The 24301-nt window shown below is 64.9% G+C and carries 23 protein-coding genes; 10 read left to right on the top strand and 13 right to left on the bottom strand.

The genetic code is table 11. From position 1 onward, the window contains the following. Positions 1–42 precede the first annotated feature (42 nt). The 3 genes from hemC to BTO02_RS07865 are packed head-to-tail and all read left to right on the top strand — an operon-like array spanning position 43 to position 4300. On the top strand, positions 43–1026 hold the full coding sequence (gene hemC / locus BTO02_RS07855) for a hydroxymethylbilane synthase (RefSeq protein ID WP_075156562.1): 984 nt from the start codon (positions 43–45) through the stop codon (positions 1024–1026). Next, a complete protein-coding gene (hemDX, locus tag BTO02_RS07860) occupies positions 1026–3107 on the top strand; it encodes a fused uroporphyrinogen-III synthase HemD/membrane protein HemX (protein ID WP_075156563.1) in 2082 nt (693 codons plus the stop codon). The genes hemC and hemDX overlap by 1 nt, the downstream gene beginning before the upstream one ends. Positions 3108–3109: 2 nt before the next feature. Then, on the top strand, positions 3110–4300 hold the full coding sequence (locus BTO02_RS07865) for a heme biosynthesis protein HemY (RefSeq protein ID WP_075156564.1): 1191 nt from the start codon (positions 3110–3112) through the stop codon (positions 4298–4300). Positions 4301–4425: 125 nt separating this feature from the next. On the opposite strand, the gene BTO02_RS07870 is transcribed toward BTO02_RS07865, so the two are convergent. The 3 genes from BTO02_RS07870 to BTO02_RS07880 form a co-directional block, all read right to left on the bottom strand. Further along, positions 4426–5745 (bottom strand): MFS transporter, encoded by a 1320-nt coding sequence (locus tag BTO02_RS07870; RefSeq protein ID WP_075156565.1) that lies wholly within the window; start codon positions 5743–5745, stop codon positions 4426–4428. Positions 5746–5810: 65 nt separating this feature from the next. After that, positions 5811–6569: an SDR family oxidoreductase gene (locus BTO02_RS07875; protein WP_075156566.1), complete on the bottom strand. Its 759-nt coding sequence runs from the start codon at positions 6567–6569 to the stop codon at positions 5811–5813. 99 nt (positions 6570–6668) lie between these two features. After that, on the bottom strand, positions 6669–8108 hold the full coding sequence (locus BTO02_RS07880) for an aldehyde dehydrogenase family protein (RefSeq protein ID WP_075156567.1): 1440 nt from the start codon (positions 8106–8108) through the stop codon (positions 6669–6671). 400 nt (positions 8109–8508) lie between these two features. On the opposite strand from BTO02_RS07880, the gene ppa reads away from it, so the two are divergent. The 3 genes from ppa (at position 8509) to BTO02_RS07895 (ending at position 10209) form a co-directional block, all read left to right on the top strand. Beyond that, a complete protein-coding gene (gene ppa / locus BTO02_RS07885; RefSeq protein WP_075156568.1) occupies positions 8509–9039 on the top strand; it encodes an inorganic diphosphatase in 531 nt (176 codons plus the stop codon). Positions 9040–9308: 269 nt separating this feature from the next. Beyond that, positions 9309–9749: an Hsp20/alpha crystallin family protein gene (locus tag BTO02_RS07890; protein ID WP_075156569.1), complete on the top strand. Its 441-nt coding sequence runs from the start codon at positions 9309–9311 to the stop codon at positions 9747–9749. Between the two features lie 16 nt (positions 9750–9765). After that, positions 9766–10209 carry an Hsp20/alpha crystallin family protein gene (locus tag BTO02_RS07895; protein WP_083615040.1) on the top strand — a complete coding sequence of 148 codons (444 nt, stop codon included), beginning with the start codon at positions 9766–9768 and terminating at the stop codon, positions 10207–10209. Positions 10210–10273: 64 nt separating this feature from the next. Here the strand turns inward: BTO02_RS07895 and BTO02_RS07900 are convergent, their stop codons facing one another. Together BTO02_RS07900 and BTO02_RS07905 are read right to left on the bottom strand one after the other, a co-directional pair. Then, on the bottom strand, positions 10274–10594 hold the full coding sequence (locus tag BTO02_RS07900; RefSeq protein ID WP_075156570.1) for a GIY-YIG nuclease family protein: 321 nt from the start codon (positions 10592–10594) through the stop codon (positions 10274–10276). A 9-nt stretch (positions 10595–10603) separates the two neighbouring features. After that, positions 10604–11782 (bottom strand): GNAT family N-acetyltransferase, encoded by a 1179-nt coding sequence (locus BTO02_RS07905; protein ID WP_075156571.1) that lies wholly within the window; start codon positions 11780–11782, stop codon positions 10604–10606. 64 nt (positions 11783–11846) lie between these two features. On the opposite strand from BTO02_RS07905, the gene BTO02_RS07910 reads away from it, so the two are divergent. Both BTO02_RS07910 and glnK read left to right on the top strand, forming a co-directional pair. Then, positions 11847–13535, top strand: a complete 1689-nt coding sequence (locus BTO02_RS07910; protein ID WP_075156572.1) for an NAD+ synthase — start codon at positions 11847–11849, stop codon at positions 13533–13535. 135 nt (positions 13536–13670) lie between these two features. Beyond that, on the top strand, positions 13671–14009 hold the full coding sequence (gene glnK / locus BTO02_RS07915) for a P-II family nitrogen regulator (protein ID WP_008342452.1): 339 nt from the start codon (positions 13671–13673) through the stop codon (positions 14007–14009). A gap of 235 nt (positions 14010–14244) precedes the next feature. Here the strand turns inward: glnK and BTO02_RS07920 are convergent, their stop codons facing one another. From BTO02_RS07920 to BTO02_RS07945, 6 genes are all read right to left on the bottom strand, one after another. After that, positions 14245–15411: a porin gene (locus BTO02_RS07920; protein ID WP_075158692.1), complete on the bottom strand. Its 1167-nt coding sequence runs from the start codon at positions 15409–15411 to the stop codon at positions 14245–14247. A gap of 609 nt (positions 15412–16020) precedes the next feature. Then, positions 16021–16800, bottom strand: a complete 780-nt coding sequence (locus BTO02_RS07925; protein WP_075156573.1) for an ABC transporter ATP-binding protein — start codon at positions 16798–16800, stop codon at positions 16021–16023. Positions 16801–16843: 43 nt separating this feature from the next. Next, the gene (locus BTO02_RS07930) at positions 16844–17557 is read right to left on the bottom strand and encodes an ABC transporter permease (RefSeq protein WP_075156574.1); all 714 of its coding nucleotides are present in this window, start codon (positions 17555–17557) and stop codon (positions 16844–16846) included. Next, on the bottom strand, positions 17554–18243 hold the full coding sequence (locus BTO02_RS07935) for an ABC transporter permease (protein WP_075156575.1): 690 nt from the start codon (positions 18241–18243) through the stop codon (positions 17554–17556). The genes BTO02_RS07930 and BTO02_RS07935 overlap by 4 nt, the downstream gene beginning before the upstream one ends. A gap of 156 nt (positions 18244–18399) precedes the next feature. Then, complete coding sequence (locus BTO02_RS07940; protein WP_075156576.1) at positions 18400–18621, bottom strand: hypothetical protein; 222 nt, start codon at positions 18619–18621, stop codon at positions 18400–18402. 496 nt (positions 18622–19117) lie between these two features. Then, complete coding sequence (locus tag BTO02_RS07945; protein ID WP_075156577.1) at positions 19118–19657, bottom strand: periplasmic heavy metal sensor; 540 nt, start codon at positions 19655–19657, stop codon at positions 19118–19120. Positions 19658–19874: 217 nt separating this feature from the next. Between BTO02_RS07945 and BTO02_RS07950 the strand changes: the two genes are divergently transcribed. Further along, a complete protein-coding gene (locus BTO02_RS07950) occupies positions 19875–20600 on the top strand; it encodes a response regulator (protein ID WP_075156578.1) in 726 nt (241 codons plus the stop codon). Next, positions 20584–21900, top strand: a complete 1317-nt coding sequence (locus BTO02_RS07955) for an ATP-binding protein (RefSeq protein WP_075156579.1) — start codon at positions 20584–20586, stop codon at positions 21898–21900. Before BTO02_RS07950 ends, BTO02_RS07955 begins: the two co-directional genes overlap by 17 nt. Positions 21901–21967: 67 nt before the next feature. On the opposite strand, the gene BTO02_RS07960 is transcribed toward BTO02_RS07955, so the two are convergent. Then, entirely contained in the window at positions 21968–22234 is a 267-nt protein-coding gene (locus BTO02_RS07960; protein WP_075156580.1) for a double-stranded DNA-specific endonuclease, read from the bottom strand. Positions 22235–22465: 231 nt separating this feature from the next. Further along, positions 22466–24145 (bottom strand): sensor domain-containing diguanylate cyclase, encoded by a 1680-nt coding sequence (locus tag BTO02_RS07965; RefSeq protein WP_075156581.1) that lies wholly within the window; start codon positions 24143–24145, stop codon positions 22466–22468. Between the last annotated feature and the right edge of the window lie 156 nt (positions 24146–24301).

Here is a 24301-nt window from a genome sequence, read left to right on the forward strand (position 1 = left end):
ACATTGTTTTTTATCGATCCCGTCATTCACTTTGACTCAGCAATGAATCCCGAGACGCTCTCAGCGACTCCACCCAGCACGCTCGTGATCGCCTCGCGTGAAAGCCGCCTCGCGATGTGGCAGGCCGAGCATGTGCGGTGTGCGCTGCACAAATTATATCCATCCTGCGACGTCAAAATTCTCGGGCTTACTACACGCGGCGATCAGATCCTCGATCGCACGCTCTCGAAGGTCGGCGGCAAGGGCCTGTTCGTCAAGGAACTCGAGAACGCGCTCGCCGACGGACGCGCGGATCTCGCCGTGCATTCGCTCAAGGATGTACCGATGGAATTGCCGCCGGGCTTCGCGTTGAGCGCGATTCTCGAGCGCGAGGACGCGCGCGACGCGTTCGTATCGAACAGCCACGAAGCGCTTTCGACGTTGCCGCCGGGCAGCGTGGTCGGCACATCGAGCTTGCGGCGCGAGGCGAATCTGCGCGCGCGCTTTCCCGCACTCATTGTCAAGCCGTTGCGCGGCAACCTCGATACGCGACTCGCGAAGCTCGATCGCGGCGACTACGCAGCGATCATTCTCGCGGCGGCAGGCCTGAAACGTCTAGGCCTGTCGAACCGCATCCGCGCGCTGCTCGATCCGCTCGACAGTCTGCCGGCGGCGGGCCAGGGCGCGCTCGGCATCGAGATTCGCGCCGATCGGGCGGACCTCGCTGCATGGCTCGCACCGCTTCATCACGAACATACGGCGGCGGCGGTCGAAGCGGAGCGCATGGTGTCGCGCGCGCTGGGCGGCAGTTGCCAGGTGCCGCTCGCCGCGCATGCGACATGGCATGACGGCGCGTTGCATCTGCACGCGCTCGTCGCGACGCCGGACGGCCAGCGCGTGCTGCGCGCGCACGGCTCGTCGCCGGCGTCGACGCTCGAGCGTGCGATCGAACTGGGCCGCGAAGTCGCGAGCGAACTCGAAAGCCAGGGCGCGCTCGAGATCGTGCGCTCGCTCGGCAGCGCGGACGATTCCGCGTCCGGCGCGTGATGGCACGCGCGACAGGGCGCCTGACCGTCGTCCTCACACGGCCCGCGGGCCAGTCCGGCGCATTGGCCGCGCGGCTTGCCGCCGAAGGCGTCGAAACGGTCGATTTCCCGCTGATCGATATCGCGCCCGTCGCGGATACCGCGCCGCTCGACGCCGCGTTTGCCGCGCTTTCGAATTACGCGCTCGTGGTGTTCGTCTCCCCGAACGCGATCGACTGCGCCTTCGCGCGCTTCAACGCGATCTGGCCGCATGCATTGCCGATCGGCGTCGTCGGGCCGGGCAGCGTCGCGGCGCTCGCGCGGCACGGCGTCGTAGCGCCCGCGTATCGCGTGATCAGCCCGGCCGCAACCGGCGGCAGCGGCGGCAATCAAAATGGCGAAAGCGGCGCCGACAGCAGTGGCAACGCCAGCAGCAAAACCAGCGGCAAAAGCAGCGCGGACGGCAACGGCCGCGACGTCGACGGCGCGCGCTTCGATTCCGAAGGCCTCTATGCCGCGCTCGAATCGACGCTCGGCGCGAACGCGTTCGAGGGCAAGCGCGTCCTGATCGTGCGGGGCGACGGCGGCCGCGAATGGCTCGCGGACCGCTTGCGCGAGGCGGGCGCCGAAGTCGAGGCCGTGGCGGCCTACCGGCGCATCGTGCCCGAGCCGTCGGTGCGCACCTGGGAGCGCATTCATGCGCTGCTCGCAGGCGAGCCGCACGTATGGCTCGTCACGAGTTCCGAAGGCGTGCGCAATCTGGGCGAACTCGCGCGCGACCATCTGACCGTCGACGAAATCGCCCAACTGAAGCGCGCGCCGTTCGTCGCGCCCCATCCGCGCATTGCCGAAACCGCGCGGGCATTGGGTTTTGATAGCATTACGGTGTCCGGCGCCGGCGATGAACGTATCGCCCGCGCGTTGCTCGCCGCCGTCGCGCTTCCTGAAGTTCAACCGGTTCAGACCAACCCGGCTCAAGCACGCATGACTGATTCGACTTCATCCACGAACCCATCTTCGCCGTCGGCGGGCACGAAGTCCCTGCCGCCGAACGCGCCGTTTACGCCCTACGAGGCGCAACCGCCGCGCCGTCGCAGCGGCACCGGGCTGCTGTGGTTCGTCATTATCGTCGTGGTGCTCGCCGCGGCCGCGGGCGGCGTCGTGTTGAACCGCAAGCTGATCCGCCTCGATCAGGAATTGACGAAGCGCCAGCAGATCAACGACGCGCAAACGTCCGAACTGCGCGTGAAGACCGAACAGGCGCTTGCCACGGTGCGCGGCGTCGATACGCAGATGTCGCAGCTCGAAGGCAAGCTTGCCGATGCGCAGAACGCGCAGCAGGCGCTGCAGCAGCAATATGCGGATCTCGCGCGCAATCGCGACGACTGGACGATGGCCGAGGTCGGCCAGATGCTGTCGAGCGCGAGCGAGCAGCTGCAACTGACCGGCAACACGCAGCTCGCGCTGTTCGCGCTGCAAAGCGCCGACACGCGCCTCGCCGCATCGGACAATCCGCAGGCGCTCGCGGTGCGCAAGGCGATCGGTCAGGACATCGACAAGCTGAAGGCCGCGCCGTCCACCGATCTGACGGGGCTGGCGATCAAGCTCGATAACGCGATCGAAATGGTCGACAGCCTGCCGCTCGCCGGCGAAGCGCCGATCGCCCATGCGACGCCGCACGCATCCGCGCCTGCCGACACCGACAAGGTCGCCGCGGCAACCGGCGAGCCGCGCTGGAAAGTGTGGTGGCAAAGCGTCGTATCGGGTATCGGCCAGCAACTGGCGAGCCTCGTGCAGGTGCGCCGCATCGACAACGCCGACGCGCTGATGGTCGCGCCGGACCAGGGCTACTTCCTGCGCGAGAACCTGAAGCTGCGCCTGCTGTCGGCGCGCCTCGCGCTGCTCGCGCGCAACGAGACCACGCTGCGCTCGGATCTGCACGCGGCCGACGCGACGCTTGCCCATTACTTCGATGCGTCGTCGAAGAACACGCAGACCGTGCGCGGCCTCGTGAAGGACGTCGACGATGCGGCGGGCGCGGTCGAGGTGCCGAACCTCGACACGAGCCTGCAAGCCGTTCATCAATACCGCAGCCGGAGTTGACGATGGCGCTTCGAGGACTCCTGTGGCTCGCTTTCCTGTTCGCGATCGCGGTCGTGCTCGCGTTGGCCGGGCGTTTCGATACGGGGCAGGTGCTGATCGTCTACCCGCCGTACCGTGTCGACATCTCGCTGAACCTGTTCGTCGTCGCGCTCGTCGTCATGTTTATCGTGCTGTATGCGGCGACGCGCATTGTCCGCAATATCTGGCGCATGCCGCAGCGCGTGGCCGCGTATCGCGCGCGCTCGCGGATCGCAAAGGCGCATGCGGCGCTGCGCGATGCGATCGGCAATCTGTATGCGGGGCGTTTTTCGCGCGCGGAGAAGGCGGCGCGCGATTCGCTCGCGCATGACGAGAACACGGGCGCGGCCGGCCTGATCGCCGCCAACGCCGCGCACCGCATGCACGAGTACGCGCGCCGCGACGAGTGGCTCGCGAGGATCGATGCGCCCGACTGGCAGGACGCGCGCCTGATGGCCACCGCCGACATGCGCGCCGACGGCCGCGACGCGGACGGCGCGCTGGCCGCGCTGCTCGAGATGCAATCGCAGGGCGGGCGGCGCATCCACGCGCAGCAGATCGCGCTGCGCGCACAGCAGCAGTTGAAGAACTGGAGCGAAGTGCTGAAGCTCGTGAAGACGCTCGAAAAGCGCGAGGCGATTCACCCGGCCGTCGCGGTGCGGCTGCGGCAGCTCGCGGCCGAGAATCTGTTGCGCGACCGTCGCCACAATGCCGATGCGCTGCTCGAACTGTGGAGTGCGTTGTCGGCCACGGAACGGCATTCGCCGCGCCTCGCCGATCTGGCCGCCGAACTGCTGGTCGCGCTGAACCGTCCGCAGGAAGCGCGCAAGATCGTCGAAGAAGCGCTCGCGCAGAACTGGGACGCGCGGCTGTTGCGCCGCTATCCCGATACCGCGGGCGGCGACGCGCTGCCGCTCATTCAGAAAGCCGAAGCATGGCAGAAGGAACGTCCCGACGACGCCGATCTGTTGTTCGCGCTAGGCCGGCTGTGTCTGCATCAGCAGCTGTGGGGCAAGGCGCAGTCGTTCCTCGAAGCGGCGCTGAAGATGGCCGACAACGAGACATTGAAAATCCGCTCGCATCGCGCGCTTGCGCGGCTGCATGAACAACTCGGCGATTCGGCGAAGGCCAGCGAACACTATCGCGAAAGCGCGCTGGCGATGAACGTAACCTGAGCGAAAGAAGTGAGCGGGGCGGCAGCGAAGTCGCCGCTCGTATTGCGCCGAGTCGACGGAGTCGACGGTTGGCTGTCGACCGGACAGGAACCCGGTGGTCCGTCGCGACGGGCACCGGTTTTTTGCTATCGGTTCACGAGCCGCTTCGGCACGCCCACCGCGAGCAGCCCGCCAAGCAGCATGAACGCGGCAAGCAGATACATGCCCGTGGCATTCGAGGCCGTCGCCTCTTTGAGCCAGCCCACCGCATAAGGGCCGAGAAAGCCGGCGAGATTGCCGATCGAGTTGATCATCGCGATGCCGGCAGCGGCGCCCGTGCCGGCCAGAAACGCGGTCGGCAGGCTCCAGAACAGCGGCAGCGTGGTCAGAATGCCCATCGTCGCGAGCGTCAGCGAGATCATCGCGAGCAGCGTGTTTTGCGCCCAGAGAATCGACAGGACGAGTCCGAGCGCGCCGGCGAACGCCGGAATCGCGACGTGCCAGCGCCGCTCGCGCGTGCGGTCCGCGCTGCGCGACACGAGCACCATCGCGACGACCGCGGCCGCGAACGGAATGGCCGAGAGCAGGCCGATCGCGAACGGGTCGGTGACGCCGGTCGCCTTGATGATCGTCGGTAGCCAGAAGCTCACGCCATAGAGGCCGATCACGAACGAAAAATAGATGAGGCTCATCAGCCAGACGCGCGGGCTCGCGAGCACGGTGCCGATGGACGGGTCTTCCTTGGTCGCGTCCTCGGCGGCGATGTTGCGTTCGAGCAACTGACGTTCTTCGGCGCTCAGCCATTGCGCTTTACCGATGCGATCGTCGAGCATCACGAACACGACGATGCCGACCACGATCGACGGCAGTCCTTCGAGCAGGAACAGCCACTGCCAGCCATGCCAGCCGTTCAGCCCGTCGCACGCCTTCAGGATGAAGCCCGAGAGCGGGCCGCCGACCACGCCCGACAGCGCGATGGCGGTCATGAACCATGTCGTCATCCGGCCACGCCGATGCGCGGGGTACCAGTACGTCAGATAGAGGATGATGCCGGGGAAAAAGCCCGCTTCGGCGAGGCCGAGCAGAAAGCGCATCACATAAAACATCGTCGGCGTGGTGACGAACATCGTGAGCGCCGAAATGATGCCCCACGACACCATGATCCGCGCGATCCAGACGCGTGCGCCGACGCGGTGAAGAATGATGTTGCTCGGAATCTCGAAGACGAAATAGCCGAGAAAGAAAATGCCCGCGCCGAACCCATACACGGCGTCGCTCAGATTCAGGTCGGCCTGCATCTGCAGCTTCGCGAAGCCGACGTTGACGCGGTCGAGATAGGCGACCACATAGCAGAGCATCAGCAGCGGCGTGAGGCGCCACGCCACCTTCCGGTACGTCGCCTCCTCGAAGGTGGAGGGCGGCGTCCCCGCGCCCGACGGATGAAGCGGATTCGCTGGACTGGCCATCGTCGTCTCCTCGTGTCGTATCCCGGTTTTGCGTCCTTTCCTCGTGTCGCGTTCTCGTGTCGCCTCTACACGCAGCGCCCGCCGTCCACCTCGAGACACACGCCGGTGACGAATGCGGCCTCGTCCGACGCAAGGAAAACGCACGCGTTCGCGATGTCCTGCGGTGTCGAAAAGCGGCCAAGCGGAATCGTCGCGAGAAACTTGCGACGGTTTTCGGGCGTGTCTTCCATGCCCATGAAGTCGGGCAACAGCGCGGTTTCGCCGATCACCGGGTTCACGCAATTGACGCGAATGCGGTCCGCTCCGAGCTCGACCGCGAGCGACTTGCTCGCGACGATGACTGCGCCCTTGCTGCCGTTGTACCAGACAAGCCCGGGCCGCGGCCGCACGCCCGCGGTCGACGCGATATTGACGAACACGCCGCCGCCGCGCTCGCGGAAGTACGGCACGAATTCGCGCACGCTCCAGTAGATGCCTTTGACGTTGACCGCATAGACGCGGTCGAACTCCGCTTCGCTGACGTCGAGCACGGGCTTGTTGCGATGCGTGGTGCCCGCATTGTTGACGACGATCCCGACGCTGCCGAAGTCTTCGAGCGCGGCGTTGCGCAACCGATGCCAGTCCTCGCCGCGCGTGATGTCGCCGGTCACGGCGATGGCCTTGCCGCCCGCGAGCGCGATCTCGCTCGCGACGCGCTCGGCCGCGGCGCCGTTGATGTCGTTGACGACGACGTTCGCGCCTTCGCGCGCATAGGTCTTCGCGATGCCTTCGCCGAAGCCCGAGCCGCCGCCCGTGACGACGGCCGTTTTGCCTGTCAGTCGCATGATGTCTCCAATGTTGTTCGTTGTGCTGCGGGTTGCTGCGGGGTGCTGCTTCCGTGTTGTCTCCAGTGTCCCGGCGGGCGCATGCCAACGCGCGCGTGCTTATCCGTGCCGTATCGCGACCGTCTTCAGCACCGTGAATCCGTAAAGCGCCTCGAAGCCTTTCTCCCGTCCATGCCCCGAGTGCTTGACGCCGCCAAACGGCAACTCGACGCCGCCGCCTGCGCCGTAGTTGTTGATAAATACCTGCCCCGAGCGCACGCGCCGCGCGACGCGCAATTGCCGCGCGCCGTCGCGCGTCCAGATGCCGGCGACGAGCCCGTACCGCGTGCCGTTCGCGAGCGCGAGCGCCTCGTCTTCGTCGGCGAACGGCAGCACCGCGAGCACGGGGCCGAACACTTCCTCGCGCGCGAGCCGATGCCGGGGCGGCACGTCGCGCAGCAGGGTCGGCGCCTGATAGAAGCCGCTTTCGGGCGCCTCGGCGATCACATGGCCCTGCGCGGCCATCGGGATGCCGTCGTGCTGCGCATCGGACAGGTAATCCCAGACGCGCTGCTGCTGCTTCGCGCTGATCAGCGGCCCGCAGTCGAGATCCGCATGCGACGGCCCGACGCGCAGCGCATGGAACGCGGTCGCGAGCCGCTCGAGCAGCGGCTCGTAGGCGGCGCGCTCGATCAGCACGCGGCTGCCTGCCGAACAGGTTTGCCCGGCGTTCTGCACGATCGCGGACACGAGCACCGGCAGCGCGGCGTCGAAGTCCGCATCGGCGAACACGATTTGCGGCGATTTGCCGCCCAGTTCGAGCGTGACCGGCACATGGTTCCCGGCGGCCATCTGCGTGACGAGCTTGCCGGTTTCCGGCGAACCGGTGAACGAGATATGGTCGATGCCCGCGTGCAGGGCGAGCGCCGCGCCCGCTTCGTGGCCGTAGCCCGTCACGATATTGAGCGCACCCGCCGGCAGACCCGCTTCGGCGGCGAGCTCGGCGACGCGCAGCACCGACAGGCATGCGTCTTCGGCCGGCTTCACGACGCACGCGTTGCCCGCGGCGAGCGCCGCGCCGGCACTGCGGCCGAAAATCTGCATCGGGTAGTTCCACGGCACGATATGGCCTGTCACGCCGTGCGGCTCGCGGATCGTGAACACCGTGTAGCCGGCCTGGTACGGCAGCGTCTCGCCGTGCAGCTTGTCGGCGGCGCCCGCGTAGAACTCGAAGTAGCGGGCGAGCGCCGCGGCGTCGGCGCGCGCCTGGCGCAGCGGCTTGCCGGTGTCGCGCGCTTCGAGCTGCGCGAGCTCCTCGTGGCAGGTGCCGACGAGCATTGCGAGCCGATAGAGCAGGCGCCCGCGCTCGGCGGCGCTCAATGCGCCCCAGGCGCCCTCGAAGGCGCGCCGCGCGGCCGCGACGGCGGCGTCGATATCGGCTGCGTTGCCGCGCGCCAGACGCGCGAACGGCTGGCCGTCGGACGGATCGATGACGGCGATCGTGTCGCCGCCTGCTGCCGCGGTCCATTCGTTGCCGATGAAGTGTTTCGCTTCTTCCATGCATGCTCCTTGTTCGAAAGGGATGACTGGAGGGCCCGCGACGGTGCGTCGGAACGCGTTCCGGACAGCTTGCGTGCGGGCGCTCGAAGCGGCTGGCCGATGCAGGATGCGCATGCATTGCGCGCGGATGCGATGCAGACGCGATGCGAGAACGCGCAGCAGGCGCGTTGCAAACGCACCCGCAGGCACCAGGCACCAGCAGGCACATGCAGGCACCAGCAGGCCAGACGATACGGCGATTATCGCGCCGAATGCGCGCGGGCGGCACCGGGCGATTGGCTATAATGGCGCATTCCCGCAGCGATACGGGGCGGCAGCGGCTGCCGTTGTTTCCGGCCGCCGCAAGCGTCGTCGCATGGTCCGTGTCAATGTCCCCGTTTCATCATCATCAGAGAGCGCCATGAGCTTCAACACTGTCCCGCCCGGCAAGGATCTGCCGCAAGATTTCAACGTCATCATCGAAATTCCCGCGCAAAGCGAGCCGGTGAAGTACGAGGCCGACAAGGAACTGGGTCTGCTCGTCGTCGACCGCTTTATCGGCACCGGCATGCGCTATCCGGCCAATTACGGCTTCATTCCGCAGACGCTGTCGGGCGACGGCGACCCGGTCGACGTGCTCGTCGTCACGCCGTATCCGCTGCTGGCCGGCTCGGTCGTGCGCTGCCGCGCGCTCGGCATGCTGCAGATGACCGACGAATCGGGCGTCGACGCGAAGCTCGTCGCCGTGGCGCAAGACAAGATCTGCCCGATGACCGCGCATATGAAATCGATCGACGACGTGCCCGGCTATCTGAAAGATCAGATCAAGCACTTCTTCGAGAACTACAAGGCGCTCGAGAAGGGCAAGTGGGTCAAGGTCGAAGGGTGGGCGGGCATCGACGCCGCGCACAAGGAAATCACCGACGGCGTCGCGAACTACAAGAAGTCATAGCAAAAATGTCTGCGTGACCGTTTCCGGTCCGGTCAAAAAGCCGCGCGTGCTCGCCAGGGGCCGCGCGGTTTTTTTTTGCGACTGCGACGTGGCGCATCGCACGCCATCCGCCTCTTGAAATCGTCGCTGCCGCTTCTATCTTGAAATCGCTCAGGCAAGCCGCCCGCCTCCCGCGGGCAATCCGTTTCTACTTTGTTTGTCAGCGGCTTCGGCAAACGAACTGAGGCGCATGCCGGTTCGTCTCCTTGCCGCGAGAGGAGAAAGCGATCATGAGTGACCTTTACTTTGCCAGCGACCTGTTCGGAGAACTGGACCGTCTGCAGCGGCAGATGTCGAGCCTCTTCGGCGGTTTCCCTTCCAGTATCCGCAGCAGCCGTTCCGGTGCATTTCCGGGCATCAATATCGGCACGACCGACGATTCGATCGAGATCGTCGCGTTCGCGCCCGGCATCGATCCGGCCACGCTCGACATATCGATCGACAAGGGGCTTTTGACGATCTCGGGCGTGCGGGCGTCGCCCCAGCCGGACGCCGGCGACAACGTGCGGCGCTATGCGCAGGAGCGCTTTAGCGGCAACTTCCGGCGCGCCGTCGAATTGCCGCAGTATGCGGATCCGGACAAGGTGCAGGCGCGCTACGTCGACGGCTGCCTGCTGATCTCGGTCGGCAAGCGCGAAGCGTCGAAGCCGCGTGCGATTACCGTTCAATAACCAGCGAGGTGAAATCATGAGCGACACGAATCTGATTGCGCCGGGGCAAGGCGCTGAACAGGCTGCAGGCGGCGACGGTGCGGTGACCGGTGCGGTCGCGTCGGGGCGCGAGGACAAGGAGGCGCGCCGCATGACGATCACGCCGGCGGTCGATATCGTCGAAGACAACCGTGCAGTGACGCTGTGGGCGGACTTGCCGGGCGTATCGAAGGACAGGCTCGATATCCGCGTACACGACGGCAACCTCGTGATCGAGGCCGAGTCCTCGGTGCCGACGCCCGCGAACCTTCGTCTCACGCATGCGGAAGTGCGCGCGCCGTATTTCGCACGGCGCTTCACGGTCAGCGACGACTTCGATACGTCGAAGATCGAAGCGAACCTGAAGGACGGTGTGCTGAAGCTGACGATTCCGCGGCGCGACGAGGCGAAGCCGCGGCGTATCGAGGTGAGCGTCGGCTAGCCGATTGCGCAGCGCCGGCTTCGTGCGCTGCCGGTCGGGGCCGGTCAGGGCCGGTCGGCGCGAGCTATGCGTCCGCTTGCGCGTCGGCGTCCTCGGCGGACCGCGCGGGCAACACCGAGTCGAGTGTGCGCGCGCCGGCCGCCAAAGCGCGCTTGCCTGTCGGCGTCAAGCGTTTGACCCAGTATTCGGCACGCGATGCGCTAGCGCGGTCCGCGAGTTCGAACGACGCGAGTACACGCACGGGCTTGCGCGAACGCGTATAGCGCGCGCCCGTGCCGTTGCAGTGCTTGTCGAAGCGCGCGGCGACGTCGGTTGCAATGCCCGTGTAGACGCTGCCGTCGTCGCATTCGATCAGATAGAGAAACCACGGCGTCGTGCGCGTCATGCTGGCGTGCTAGCTCCTGAACGGATTGTGCTCGCGCAGTTCGTCGACGTACGCGTGAATGTGATTGGTCTCGTTGTCGAGAAAATGCGCGACCGCATCGGAAAATGCAGGGTGCGCGAGCCAATGTGCCGAGCGCGTGACGGTCGGCATGAAGCCGCGCGCCATCTTGTGCTCGCCCTGCGCGCCGCCTTCGAACACCGCGAGCTTCTGCTCGATGCAGAATTCGAGCGGCTGATAGTACGCCGTCTCGAAGTGCAGGCACGGCACGTGTTCGACCGCGCCCCAGTAGCGGCCGTAGAGCGTGCCGCCCGTGCCGTTCGCCGTCGCGTCGCGCTGGAACACGACGAGCGAACTCGCGATCGGCTTGCCGTCCGCTTCGGCGATCACCATCATCAGATTCTCGGGCATCGATTCGCCGATCGTGCGAAAGAAGTCGAGGTTCAGATAAGGGCTCGAGAAGTGCTCGCGGTACGTTTGCCGATAGCACTTGCTGAAGAAGCGCCAGTCCGCGTCCGAAATATCCTTGCCGACCCGGCGCCGCATCGTCACGCCCGCTTCGCGCACCTTGCGCCGCTCGGCGCGGATGTTTTTCCGCTTCTTCTGCTCGAGCGTCGACAGGAATTCGTCGAAGTCGCGGTAGCCGTCGTTGAGCCAGTGGAATTGCACGCCCTCACGCTGCATCATGCCGAGTTCGGTCAGCGCCTGCGCTTCGGCCCCGGTCGGAAACAGCACATGCAGCGACGACACGTCGGCCTGCTCGGCGAACGCGACGAGCGTGGCCGCGAGATGGCGCAGCGCGCGTGCGTCGGTGGCCATGAGGCGCGTGCCTTGCACCGGCGTGAACGGCACCGCGCACAACAGCTTCGGGTAGTACGCGAGGCCGTTGCGCTTGTAGGCGTCGGCCCATGCCCAGTCGAACACGTACTCGCCGTACGAGTGGCCTTTCAGGTAGACCGGCGCCGCGGCCGCGAGCCGGCCCGTGCGCGGGTCGGTCAGCGTCACGAATTGCGGCGCCCAGCCGGTGTCGGGCACCGCGCAGCGAGTGGCGTGGAGCGCGCTCAGAAACTCGTGACGCAAGAACGGCGTCGGCTGAGCCTGGCTTGCGAGCAGCGCATTCCATTCGGCGGCGTCCACTTCGGACGGCGACGCCAGAATGCCCGTGAGATAATCAAAACGTTCCTGATTCAATCTGAATGACCGTTCCCGATCCGATCTGGCGCGCCGCACACGCGCCGCGCCGTGTGTTTATCAAATGACGACTCGCATCGCTCTAGCCCAACTCAATGTCACCGTCGGCGATTTCGCCGGCAACGTCGCGAAGATCGTGGCCGCGGCCCGCGCCGCGCACAGCGATGGTGCGAAGCTGCTGATCGCACCCGAACTCGCGTTGTCCGGTTATCCGCCCGAAGACCTGCTGCTGCGGCCCGCGTTCTATGCGGCCAGCGCCGCGGCGCTCGCCGATCTTGCGCGCGAACTGCAACCTTTGGCGGGCCTCCACGTGGTGGTCGGCCATCCGTATCGCGATGTAGCGAACGGTCATGGTAATGCAAACGCGCCGATCGAGCGCGGGCTGCCGCCGGTCGATACCTACAATGCGGCGTCGCTGATCGTCGACGGCGCGGTGGTCGGCACCTATCTGAAGCAGGATCTGCCGAACACCGAAGTGTTCGACGAGAAGCGCTATTTCGCGTCCGATCCGCAGCCGTTCGTGTTCGAGCTCGACGGCGTGAAGTACGGCGTCGTGATCTGCGAGGACGTCTGGCACGCGTCGGCGGCGCAGCTCGCTAAAGCGGCCGGCGCGCAGGTGCTGCTCGTGCCGAACGGGTCGCCGTATCACATGAACAAGGAAGCGGTGCGCATCGATATCCTGCGCGCGCGGATTCGCGAGACCGGGCTGCCGATGGTCTATGTGAACATGGTCGGCGGGCAGGATGAACTCGTGTTCGACGGCGGCTCGTTCGTGCTCGATGCGCGTGGCGAAGTCGTCGCGAAGATGCCGCAATTCACCGAAGGCCATGCGATCGTCGAGTTCGACGGCGCGCAGCCGGTCGCGACGACGGTCGCGCCGGAGACTTCGATCGAAGCGCAGGTTTATGCGGCGCTCGTGCTCGGCGTGCGCGACTACATCAACAAGAACGGGTTTCCGGGGGCGATCATCGGCCTGTCGGGCGGCGTGGATTCCGCGCTCGTGCTGGCCGTCGCATGCGATGCGCTGGGACCCGAGCGCGTGCGCGCAGTGATGATGCCGTCGCGCTACACCGCCGACATTTCGACGACGGACGCGGCCGATATGGCGCGGCGCGTCGGCGTGCGCTACGACGAAATCGCGATCGCGCCGATGTTCGATGCCTTCCGCGCATCGCTTGCCGGCGAATTCGCGGGCCGCGCGGAAGACGCGACCGAGGAAAACATCCAGGCGCGTATTCGCGGCACGCTGCTGATGGCGCTGTCGAACAAGTTCGGCTCGCTCGTGCTCACTACCGGCAACAAGAGCGAGATGGCGGTCGGCTACTGCACGCTGTACGGCGATATGGCGGGCGGCTTCGCCGTGATCAAGGACATCGCGAAAACGCTGGTCTACCGGCTGTGCCACTACCGCAATGCCGCGCCGGCGTACGCGAAGCGGGACATCATTCCCGAGCGCATCCTGACGCGCGCGCCTTCTGCCGAGCTGCGCGACAACCAGACCGACCAGGACAGCCTGCCGCCGTACGACACGCTCGACGCGATCATGCGGATGTTCATGGAAGAAGACCGGTCGCTCGCGGAAATCGTCGCAGCGGGCTTTTCACCCGAAGACGTGAAGCGCGTGACGCGTTTGATCAAGATCAACGAATACAAGCGGCGTCAGGCGCCGATCGGCATTCGTGTCACGCATCGTGCGTTTGGCCGCGACTGGCGCTATCCGATCACATCGCGTTATACGGAGCCGCTCGCGTAAGACTGTTTCCTGCTTGTTCGAGCTTGTTCGCGCGAGCGGGAATGCGCGCCACCGCGCTGGCAATGTGTCCGGCGCGGCGTAGAATCAAAAGACAATCCGGCATCCTGTTATCTTCGAACCCACACGAGGCTCGCTATGAAACGCATCACCGCAATCATCAAACCGTTCAAACTCGACGAAGTGCGTGAGGCGCTCGCGGAAGTAGGGTTGACGGGGCTTACCGTCACGGAAGTAAAGGGTTTCGGACGCCAGAAAGGGCATACCGAGCTCTATCGTGGTGCCGAATATGTCGTCGACTTCCTGCCGAAGGTGAAAATCGAAGTGGTGGTCGCAAACGATCAGACCGATCAGGTTATCGATGCGATCATCGGCGCGGCGCGCACGGGCAAGATCGGCGACGGCAAGATCTTTGTCGCCGATGTCGAGCGCGTGATCCGCATTCGCACGGGCGAAGAGAACGAAGCGGCGGTTTAGGCCGGCTGGTCCGGCTGTGCCAGAACGGTGCACGCGCAATGCGTGTGCCGCGCAGTGCCCCGCGCAGTGCCCCGCGTAGTTTTCCGCGCAGTTCTTCGCGCAGTTCGTCGCACCCCAGATGTGAAACCAAAGAAAAAACGGTGCGATCCCCTTTCGGACATCGCACCGATACGCGCCTCTCGCAGCAGCGTGAAAACTGTTCTCTAGCTACATCTGTTGTACTCGCAACGTTCGATTAGAACGAGTGCTGGATACCTGCGTACACGCCCGACTGGCTGTGGCCGACGAGCGGGTTGTCCGTCGAAGTCGCGTTGCCGAAGTTGTTCGCGTTCAGGCCATAGTTGGCCGTCGAGCTGTTCTGGACGGTAGCGACCTGGATATCGAGCAGCGTGCGCTTCGACAGGTTGTACGAACCGCCAACCGTGTAGATCGTCGCATTGCCCGCGCCGTTGTTGCCGTTCACGTGGTACACCGCGGCGATCAGAGCAGCCGCCGGCGTGGCTTGCCACGTCACGCCACCCCATTCGTGGTCGAGCGTGGTCGGCTGGCCCGGCAGCACGTTCGTCATGCCCGACGAGCGGATGGCCTGATACGCGGCCTGGATCTTGAACTGGCCGAGGAACACGTTTACAGCGGCCGTGTACTCGCGCGAGTAGCCGTACACACCGTTGCCGTTGCCGTTGCCGCCAAGGTTGGTGCTGCCGTCGAGCGGGTCATACGCACCGCCGAGCATGCCGTTCGACGGGTTGCGGATTTCATCGTACATGCCGCGGACCTGGAACAGCGAAGACGTATAGGTGATCTGCGCGCCACCTTCACGGCCTTGCGCCGTCGTGCCATTACCGTTCCAGTTCGTCGCGTTCGACAGCGCGTATTGACCGTAGAAGTCAAAGCCCGCGATCTTCGGCGACTGGTACGAAATGTTGTTGCTCGATTGCGGCCAGTTGCGGCCACGCACCAGCGACGCCGACGACCAGTTCGACTGACCGAACGGGTCGAAGTCCCACACGCCGTTGGCGATGAAGAGTTCGCGGCCGAGGAGGAAGGTACCGAACTGGTTGCTTGCGACACCGACGGTTGCCCAGCGATTGAAGAGACCGCCGCCGCCAGGGCCTTGGCCCGTCATCGTGTTGAAGGAGCCTTCCAACTGGAACACGGCCTTGTAGCCGGCACCCAGGTCTTCAGCGCCCTTCAAACCCCAGAGGCTGGTACCCCAGTCGCCGCTTTCCGCGCGAAAGCGGTGCGTGCTGTTGGTTGCCTGGCCGGCGGCATTGGAGCCGGTCGGCACGCCCCACATGGCTTCGAGACCAGCGTCCAGACGCCCGTACAGCGTCACGCTGCTCTGTGCATGCGCAGCAACGCCGATGGACAGCAGCGATGCGGCGAGCAAAGCTTTCTTCATCTTCTCCTCCATACCCTGTCAAAAAGTAAAACCAGTACTGCGAGTGGTATCCGGACGCCAGCAGCGCCGGACAGGAAACCTTTATGCAGTAAGACATGGGCCTGAGTGGGGAAGCGATCGGTGTCTCCTGACGCGCAGCCTTGTTGCGGCTGTTCAAGCGCCGTTTCCGAGCTTCGCCGGCCGATGTCTCCTGTGTTTTGTCCTGTTCGTTTTTGAAGTGAAACTACTTTTAATGAACTTTGTTTTGCTACTTTGGTTACTAATTTAGCAAAAATACCCGGACGTGGGGAATAAATTCGAGGCTCGCGGTAGAGATGTCGCCAAATTGCAATACGAGTGTGACGGGGCGACGTCGAATCGAGCCCAAAAACGCGCTTAAATCCTTATCGATAAAGGGAATCACGGATTCGTAAGGGTGAGGTCAAGGATTGCCACTATTGACGTTGAAAATCGTCGGGAGTAAGCGGCTGCAGCGCATAAAACGTGCATATGTTGGGATGACGAAGCTTTGTGAGCCCCTCGCAGCGCGGCTTTCGGGCAATAAAAAAGGCGCGTAAGCGCCTTGTAATACTACTTCGACTACATGTGGGATCGCATGCAATCAGGATTTTATTTAAGGCTGCCTGCGAGAAACTGTTTAAGGCGCTCGCTCCTGGTATTCCCAAATACTTCGGACGGGTGGCCTTCTTCCTCGACGCGCCCCTGGTGCAGGAACATCACGTGATTCGACACGTTGCGCGCGAATGCCATTTCATGTGTGACGACGATCATCGTGCGGCCTTCTTCGGCGAGCGTCTGCATGACCTTCAGCACTTCGCCGACGAGCTCGGGATCGAGCGCCGAAGTCGGCTCGTCGAACAGCATGACGTCCGGGTGCATCGTCAGCGCGCGGGCGATCGCGACGCGCTGTTGCTGGCCGCCCGACAGGTGCGACGGATATTGCTTCTCGACGCGCGGCGCGAGGCCGACTTTCTCGAGGTACGTGCGTGCGCGGTCTTCGGCTTCCTTGCGCGACAGCCCGAGCACATGCAGCGGCGCTTCGACGATGTTCTCGAGCACCGTCATGTGAGTCCACAGGTTGAAGTGCTGGAACACCATGGAGAGGCGCGTGCGCATGCGCTGCAACTGCTTGTGGTCGACGACGCGCAACGCGCCCGCTTTGTCTTGCGCGGTACGGACCTCTTCGCCGTCGACGAAAATGCGGCCCGCGTTCGGCTGTTCGAGAAAATTGATGCAGCGGAGCATCGTGCTTTTGCCCGAACCGGACGAGCCGATCACGCTGATGACGTCGCCGCGTTTCGCCTTCAGCGTCACGCCCTTGAGCACTTCGTTATCGCCGTACTTCTTATGCAGGTTGTCGACGAAAAGCATGGGAGACAGGGTGTTCATCGGAATCCTTGGGGTCGGCTGCAGTGCGGTTGCAGCGCGGCCGTTATTTGCCCTGCGGGCGCAGATAGGCGAGCCAGCGTCGCTCGGCACGGCGGAACAGCCAGACGAGCGTGAACGAGATGCACAGGTAAAGAAGCGCCGCAATACCGAACGCATCGAACGAGCGGTACGTCGCCGAATTCACATCGCGTGCGATCTTCAGGATGTCGGGCACGGTCGCGGTGAAGGCGACGGTGGTCGCATGCAGCATCAGGATCACTTCGTTGCTGTAGTAGGGCAGCGCGCGGCGCAACGCCGACGGCAGGATCACGCGGCGATAGAGCGTGAATTGCGACATCCCGTAGGCACGCGCGGCTTCGATTTCGCCGTAGGGCGTCGCCTTGATCGCGCCGGCGAAAATCTCGGTGGTGTAGGCGCAGGTGTTCAGCGTGAAGGCGAGCAGGGTGCAGTTCATGCCCTCGCGGAAGAACGCGTTGGTGAGTTCGTTCGCGCGGATCACTTCGAGGCTGTAGAGGCCCGTGTAGCAAAGCAGCAGTTGCACATACAACGGCGTGCCGCGGAACACATACGTATAGAGCCACACCGCGCCCGCGAGCCACTTCTTCTTCGATACGCGCGCGACCGCGAGCGGCACAGACAGGCAGAAGCCGAGTCCGATCGACACGACGAGCAGCCACAGCGTGATCGCGACACCGGTAAAACGGTAGCCGTCGGTGTACAGATAGTTGCGCCAGTACTCCTGGATCAGCTCGATCATAGTTCCGCCTTTCGCACGCCGGTCGAGTAGCGTTTTTCGAGGTACATCAGCACGAAGTTCGAGACGGTGGTGATCACCAGATAGATCGCGCCGGCCAGCAGCGTGAAGAAGAAGAACCGCAGCGTACCCTTGCCGGCGTCCTGCGAGGCCTTGACGACGTCCGCGAGACCGATAATCGAGACAAGTGCCGTCGCCTTCACCATGACCTGCCAGTTGTTGCCGATGCCGGGCAATGCGAAGCGCATCATCTGCGGGAACATGACGCGCGTAAACACCTGCCAGCCGGTCATGCCGTACGCCGCGCCGGCCTCGAGCTGGCCGCGCGGCACCGCGAGGAACGCGCCGCGGAACGTCTCGGTGAAGTACGCGCCGTAGATGAAGCCAAGCACCGCGACGCCGGCGGCGAACGGATCGATGTCGATCTGATCCCAGCCGAGCGCGTCGGTCAGATTGTTGAGCCAGATCTGGATGCTGTAGAACAGCAGCAGCATCAGCACGAGGTCGGGCACGCCGCGAATCAGTGTCGTGTAGACCGTGCCGATGCCGTGCGACAGCCGGTTTCTCGACAGCTTCGCGGCCGCGCCGAGAAGCCCCAGCACGAATGCCAGCACGAGCGACAGCACGGCAAGCTTGACGGTCTGGAACGTGCCCGAAAGGATCAGCGGGCCGTAACCTTGCAGAAACATAGTGTGTCCTTAAGGGCCCTTGAGGGCGTTTGGTCGGGCGCTCATTTCGACGCTTCCCCGACTGTATTACCAAGCCCTTTGTCTGGCCCATTCGGGCCTGCCCCGAGCGAATGTGCGGCAGCCGACGCTCGCCTGTTCCCTTGCGGGGTTCTTCGTTTATCGGGTCGGCCGCAGATCGGTGTCGAAATACGGCCTGGCCGGGCGTGTCGACGCGTCTTCCTTGCGCGAGGCCGATACCGCGTGTTCGACCATCGTTTTCAGCGCTGCGTCGTTATGGTGCGGGTTTGCCGCAACGTCTTCGCCGAGCGTGCTGCGTTCGTTCGCCGTTGCGCCCGTCGCGAGGGCGGCGAATGCCGCGCACAATGCGAGCTTCTTCATGTTTCTCCTGTCGCCGATCGTCGATGATGGGCCTGTCCTTCATTGCCGTGCCGGCCGCCGCGGCATTCTTCTGCCCGTGAACGTCGCAGCGAACCTCGCAGCAAGCGTCGAATCAGCAGCGGTCCCGCAAGCGTCGGCGACGCTATTCTAGGCTGTCAAAAATGGCACGCCTCACGAGGTATCCGCGGTGTATCCACCGTGTTGCCCGCGCCGCCGCACTCGAAGTCTCGGCCCGGGAGGTCGCGCAAAAGGGCGGTATTTTACCCGAAGCGGCGCGTCGCGCCAGCCGGTCAAACGCTTAAGGACAAACAGGCGGTTTGCACGGTGCAATAGACGCGCAATGAAGTGCAATGGGAAGCGCTGCTGGAAGGAACAGGCAGAGGTCTCGCCCGACCGATCGGACAACGAAAAACGCGTCACGGCAAGGCAATGCCGTGACGCGTTTTCGATGCCGCGGCAGCGGCAACCGCCGCGGTACCGCGACTGCCACTTCGCCTTAAGACCTGGCGGCCGACGCAGGCGCGTCGCCGTGATGCTGCTGCCAGCGCTCGCGCATCTTTTCGTGGCGCTGTTCCATCTTCGCGAAGTGCTGCTTGAGCGCGGTGCTGACCGTGGTTTTCTGCTGGTCGTCGAGGCTGTTGTAGAAGTTCAGCCATGCAGCCGAAGTCTGCTCGCGCAGTTGCGCGTCCTGCTGCGCGATTTTTTCATGCGCGGCGTGCATCGCGTTCAGATCGAGAATCGGTTGTTGCTGCATCGACTTGAACTGATCGCGCATCTGCTTGTGGTTCGCGCGCATCGCTTCACGATTCTGTTTCATCGTGTCGAGCGCGCTTTGCCAGAGCTTTTGCTGGTCCGCGTTCAGGTTCAGTTGACCATGCAGCTTGTTGATCTCCTGCATGAAGTGGTTATGCCAGCCGCCGGGGCCGCCGTGGCCCATGCCGCCCATGCCCGAAGGCTGGGCCGCATACGCGGCGCCGATGCCGATCGAAAGCGAAGCAGCTGCGATAGCGAGAAAGCGAGAAGTGTTTTTGGACATTAAAGTGCTCCCAGGTGACATCCGACGAGCGGCCTTCACGACGTGTCGGGTCCGCATTCGGTAATGCACAGCGTAGAGGCGCCGCGCTCACGCCGTGTTACGCAGACGATTCGCGCTGTTACGCGACATTACTCGCGCCTTTCGTCGTAACACCCCGTAACCCTTTTCGGGGTCAGTAACAGCGGCCTGGCTCCGGGTGCGCGTTAAACTTCGATCCATGGCTACTCAAATCCTTGTCGTCGACGACGACGTCGAACTCCGCGATCTCCTGCGCGACTATCTGGCGCGCCAGGGCATCGAAGTCTCGGTGCTTCACGATGCCGGATCGCTGGAACGCCGGCTCGAACGCGAGCGTCCCGATCTGATCGTGCTCGACCTGATGATGCCGGGCGTCGACGGGCTCACGGCGCTGCGCAAGCTGCGCGCGTCGGGCGACGACATCCCGGTCATCATGCTCACTGCGCGCGCGGACGACGTGGACCGCATCGTCGGCCTCGAACTCGGCGCGGACGACTATCTCGGCAAGCCGTTCAATCCGCGCGAACTGCTCGCGCGCGTGCAGGCGGTGTTAAGGCGGCGGCGCACGATGCCGTCGGCGGCGGCGCCCGAACAGCGCGAGCCGTTTTCGTTCGGCCGCTTCACGCTCGATTTCCAGTCGCGCACGCTGAGTCTCGAGGGCAAGCCGCTCACGCTGTCGGGCAGCGAGTTCGCGCTACTGAAGATCTTCGTCAATCATCCAATGCGTACGCTCACGCGCGAACGCCTGCTCGAACTGCTGCATGGTCCCGAATACGATGGCACCGACCGCGGCATCGACGTTCAGGTGTGGCGCCTGCGCCGTATCCTCGAGACGGACCCGTCGGTGCCCCGTTTCATTCAGACGGTGCGCGGCCGCGGTTACGTTTTCGTGCCGGACGGCGAGCAACATGCGGCGTCCCATTGATTCGCTGTTCGGCAGGCTTGCGGTACTCGTCGTCGGGGTGCTGCTGCTGTCGCATTTCGCGTGGTACGCGTTGATCCGTCTCGAGCGCAGCAATCTGCAAACGCGCTATGCGGTCGAAGAAGCCGCGTTCCTCGTCGACGCCGTGCGTCAGCACGTCGCGCGCACGCCGGACCAGCCGCTGCCGTCGCGCGTGCGCCTCGTCGATCCGTCGAGCCCCGATGTGCCGCCCGACAACAAGTCGTTGCCGGTGCCGCTCGACCGCTTTGTCGAAGATGTGCGCGACCGCATGCCCGATTCGACGCAGGTGCGCATCGGCTTGCCGGGCAAGCCTCCTACGCTTTGGGTCAAGTCCGCGGCGGATCGCAGCTGGATCGTCGTTCCGGTACAGCCGTTGCGTCCGCCGAGGTCGCTCGACCGCATGGTGCTGTGGCTCACCGTGATCTTCTCGGCCGGCGTGATGGCCGCGCTGTTTGCCGCGTGGCAACTGCAGCAGCCGCTGCGTTCGCTTGCCCAGGCGGTCGCACGCTTCGGCCGCGGCCTGCCGGTGCCGCCCGTGCGCGAACGCGGGCCGCGCGAGTTGCGGCAGCTCACGCATGGCTTCAATCAGATGGTGCAGGAGGTCGCGCGCACCGAGAACGACCGCGCGGTCATGCTCGCCGGTGTCGCGCACGATCTGAAGACGCCGCTCGCGCGACTGCGCCTGCGCGCCGAGATGATGGAAGAGCCGAAGATGCGCGACGGAGTCGTGCGCGATGTCGACTCGATGACGCATATCGTCGATCAGTTCCTCGTGTTCGCGCACGATGGCGCGGACCGCAGCGAGCCTGTCGAAGTGGACGAGCAATGCGAACGCGTCGTGCGCAGTTATCGCGCGGTCGCGCCGGGTTCGAGCGCCGTGCAGACGGATCTGCGCGCGGGGCCGGGCTTTACGCTGCCGGCCGCGACGCTCGATCGTATCCTGTCCAACCTGCTCGACAACGCGCATGCGTATGGCGCGCCGCCGGTGCTCGTCGCGACGTCGCGCACGGCGGCCGGCTATGCGCTGTCGATCAGCGACAACGGCACCGGCATCGCCGCGCAAGACCTGATCAACGCCGCACGGCCATTCGTGCGGCTCGATCCGGCGCGCGGCGGCAACGGCCACAGCGGTCTGGGCCTCGCAATCGTCGAGCGGCTCGTGCGGCGCGCGGGCGGCACATGGGAAATCGGCAATCACGACGGACGCGGTTTGCGCGTGCTGATGACGTTCCCGCTCGAAGCCGTGTCGCGCGCAACGTCGGCGTCGGAAAGCGTCTGGTAGTGCGGGTAGGGTGGTGGATCGCGTCGCGAGCCGCGCTACCATTGCGGCGGCCGCGATGCGTGGCGTCTTATTCGGTGAAAAGCGTATTGAGCGCGGCGGCCGCTTCGCTATCGACGGTGTTCCACGTTACCGTCTCCGCTTCGAAAATGTAGTGCGTCGTGTATTTGCCGAGGCGCGCGAGAATTTCCTCCTGCAGGGTTTCAGGCGTGGCATCGAGCTTCAGATACCAGGCGGTCGACGACAGCCGCGTCTGAAATGCGCCATATTCGGCGAGTAGATGGTCGAACGCGTCAGCATCCTGATCGCGGCAGACGATCACCAGATTTCCCTTCATGCGAGCCTCCCGGGTAAGCGGCGGTAACTATTCGGTGACGACAGGCGAAGTAGCCAGCCGATAGCAGGCGGATGTCAGCAACGGCGGCGGTCGCCGCGTGCGCTCGCTATCTTCGGATGTAAGCCTTGGGCTGATGATACCGCGTCGCTTCCGCGCCGATAGCGGTTAGCGTACGTTGGCGCGTGGCGGCGCCCCGCGGCGTTTCCGCACGGGGCGGTAGAAGCACACGGCTTAAAGGGCGGTCGCCGGTGTGCGCGCGGGCGGCGCCGTATCGTCGGGCGGCACTGCTTCACTGCGATCGCGCCCGCCCGACTTCGCCGCATAGAGCGCGAGATCGGCGCGGCTCACGATGCGCTCCGGCGCATCTTCCGGCGACAGCTCGGTAATGCCGATGCTCACGCTCAAACCCGCGGTGGCCGGCAGCTTCGCGCATGGCGTGGCCTTCAGGCCGATGCGCAGCCGCTCGACGACGGCAAGCCCCGCGCTCAACGTGGTGGACGGCAGCAGAATGCCGAACTCCTCGCCGCCCAGACGCCCGATCGCATCGCTGCCGCGCAACGCAGTGCGGCAGGTGTCGACGAAATGTTCGAGTGCACGGTCGCCGGTCGCGTGACCGAAGCGGTCGTTGATCTGCTTGAAGTGATCGAGATCGGCGATCGCCATGCATAGCGGTTCGCCTGTCGCACGCGCGCGATCGATTTCGTGGCGCAGCAGGTCGAGGAAGTAGCGGCGCGACAGCGCGCCGGTCAGCGCGTCGTGGCGCGCTTCGGCCGACAGCAGCGTATTGGCCGCCTGCAGCTGCTCGGCGAGATCGCGCGTCGCGCGATGGTGGCGGCGCTCGCGCAGATACGACACGGTGATCACCCAGGCGAGCGATACGGTGCCCGCCAGCGTCAGGAACACGAGCATGTGGTCGCGCTTGTGATTGCGCAGCAGTTCGCTCCAGGCGCCGAGCGGATCGACCAGATGCGCGGAGAGCCCGGAGTTCAGCCCGCTGCGCGACTGATAGAGCGTCGGGGTGGCGTGACCCGGCATATCGAACAGCTGCGCGGCGACGTCGTCGGGCACCCAGGGCGCCGCGCGCCGCACCTGGCGCGCGACCGGCTGGATCTGCACGGCCCGAAACGTTTCTCGACGATACGTGCTGATCCGTTCGGCGGCCGACATCTGCGTGACGCGCGAATTCGGCATCGCTTCGCCTTCGAGTGTCGCGTTATGCGCCATGATGATCACACCATTTTCGTCGGTGACGAACGTGCCCGCGTGCGCGACCCAGTGGCGCAAGCGCGCGATGCCGACCTTCGCGACGATCGCGCCGACCAGCAGCCCGTCGTCGTAGACCGGCGCCGAGATGAAGATGCCCGGCTCGCCGCTCAGGCGCCCGACGCCATATGCTTCGCCGAACGCGCCGAGCAGCGCGTTCGTCAGGTAGCTGCGCGAACGCATGTCGAGTCCGATGAACGATTGCGGGCTTTGCGCATTGCTCGCCGCGACGCAAAGCCCGTTCGCATTGACGAGCCAGATGACGTCGAGTCCGGAAAAGCCCTGCGCGTCATGCAGAAAATTGTTGACTGCGGCAAGTTCGCGCGCGGCGAGCAGTTCGTTGCGATGCGCGGGTTGCGCGTCGATACCGGGCGCGGTGTAATTGCCCGCATGCGAGAGCGCCTGCTGGATCACGCCGAGTTCGGCCATGGTCGCGGGAATCGCGCGAGACATCGCGAGGTCGCTCGCGATCACCTCCGCCATGTTGTAGACGATCGACGACGACATCTGGCGCTGCTGACGCAACGCCGCGTCCAGTTCCTGCTGGACCATGCGATCGGCGACGAGGCCGGACAGAAACCAGCAAACGAGCGCGACCAGTACGAAACTGGCCGGCCCGACCGCCTGGCGCAAGGTTGTCCGTTTCATCGACCCTCTGATCCGTCTGAGTGTTTCATGCGGCAAGGTCATTCGCTGCGACGCGCCGGCACCGGGCCGCTTCCCTCGTCGTGTGCCGTGCGGCTCGCCGGATCCGGCCAGATCCGCGGGGCCGTGCGCCACCGGGCCGCTTCCCGATTTTAACCG

It is taken from the genome of Paraburkholderia sp. SOS3, from assembly GCF_001922345.1.
In the GTDB taxonomy this organism is placed as follows: Bacteria; Pseudomonadota; Gammaproteobacteria; order Burkholderiales; family Burkholderiaceae; genus Paraburkholderia.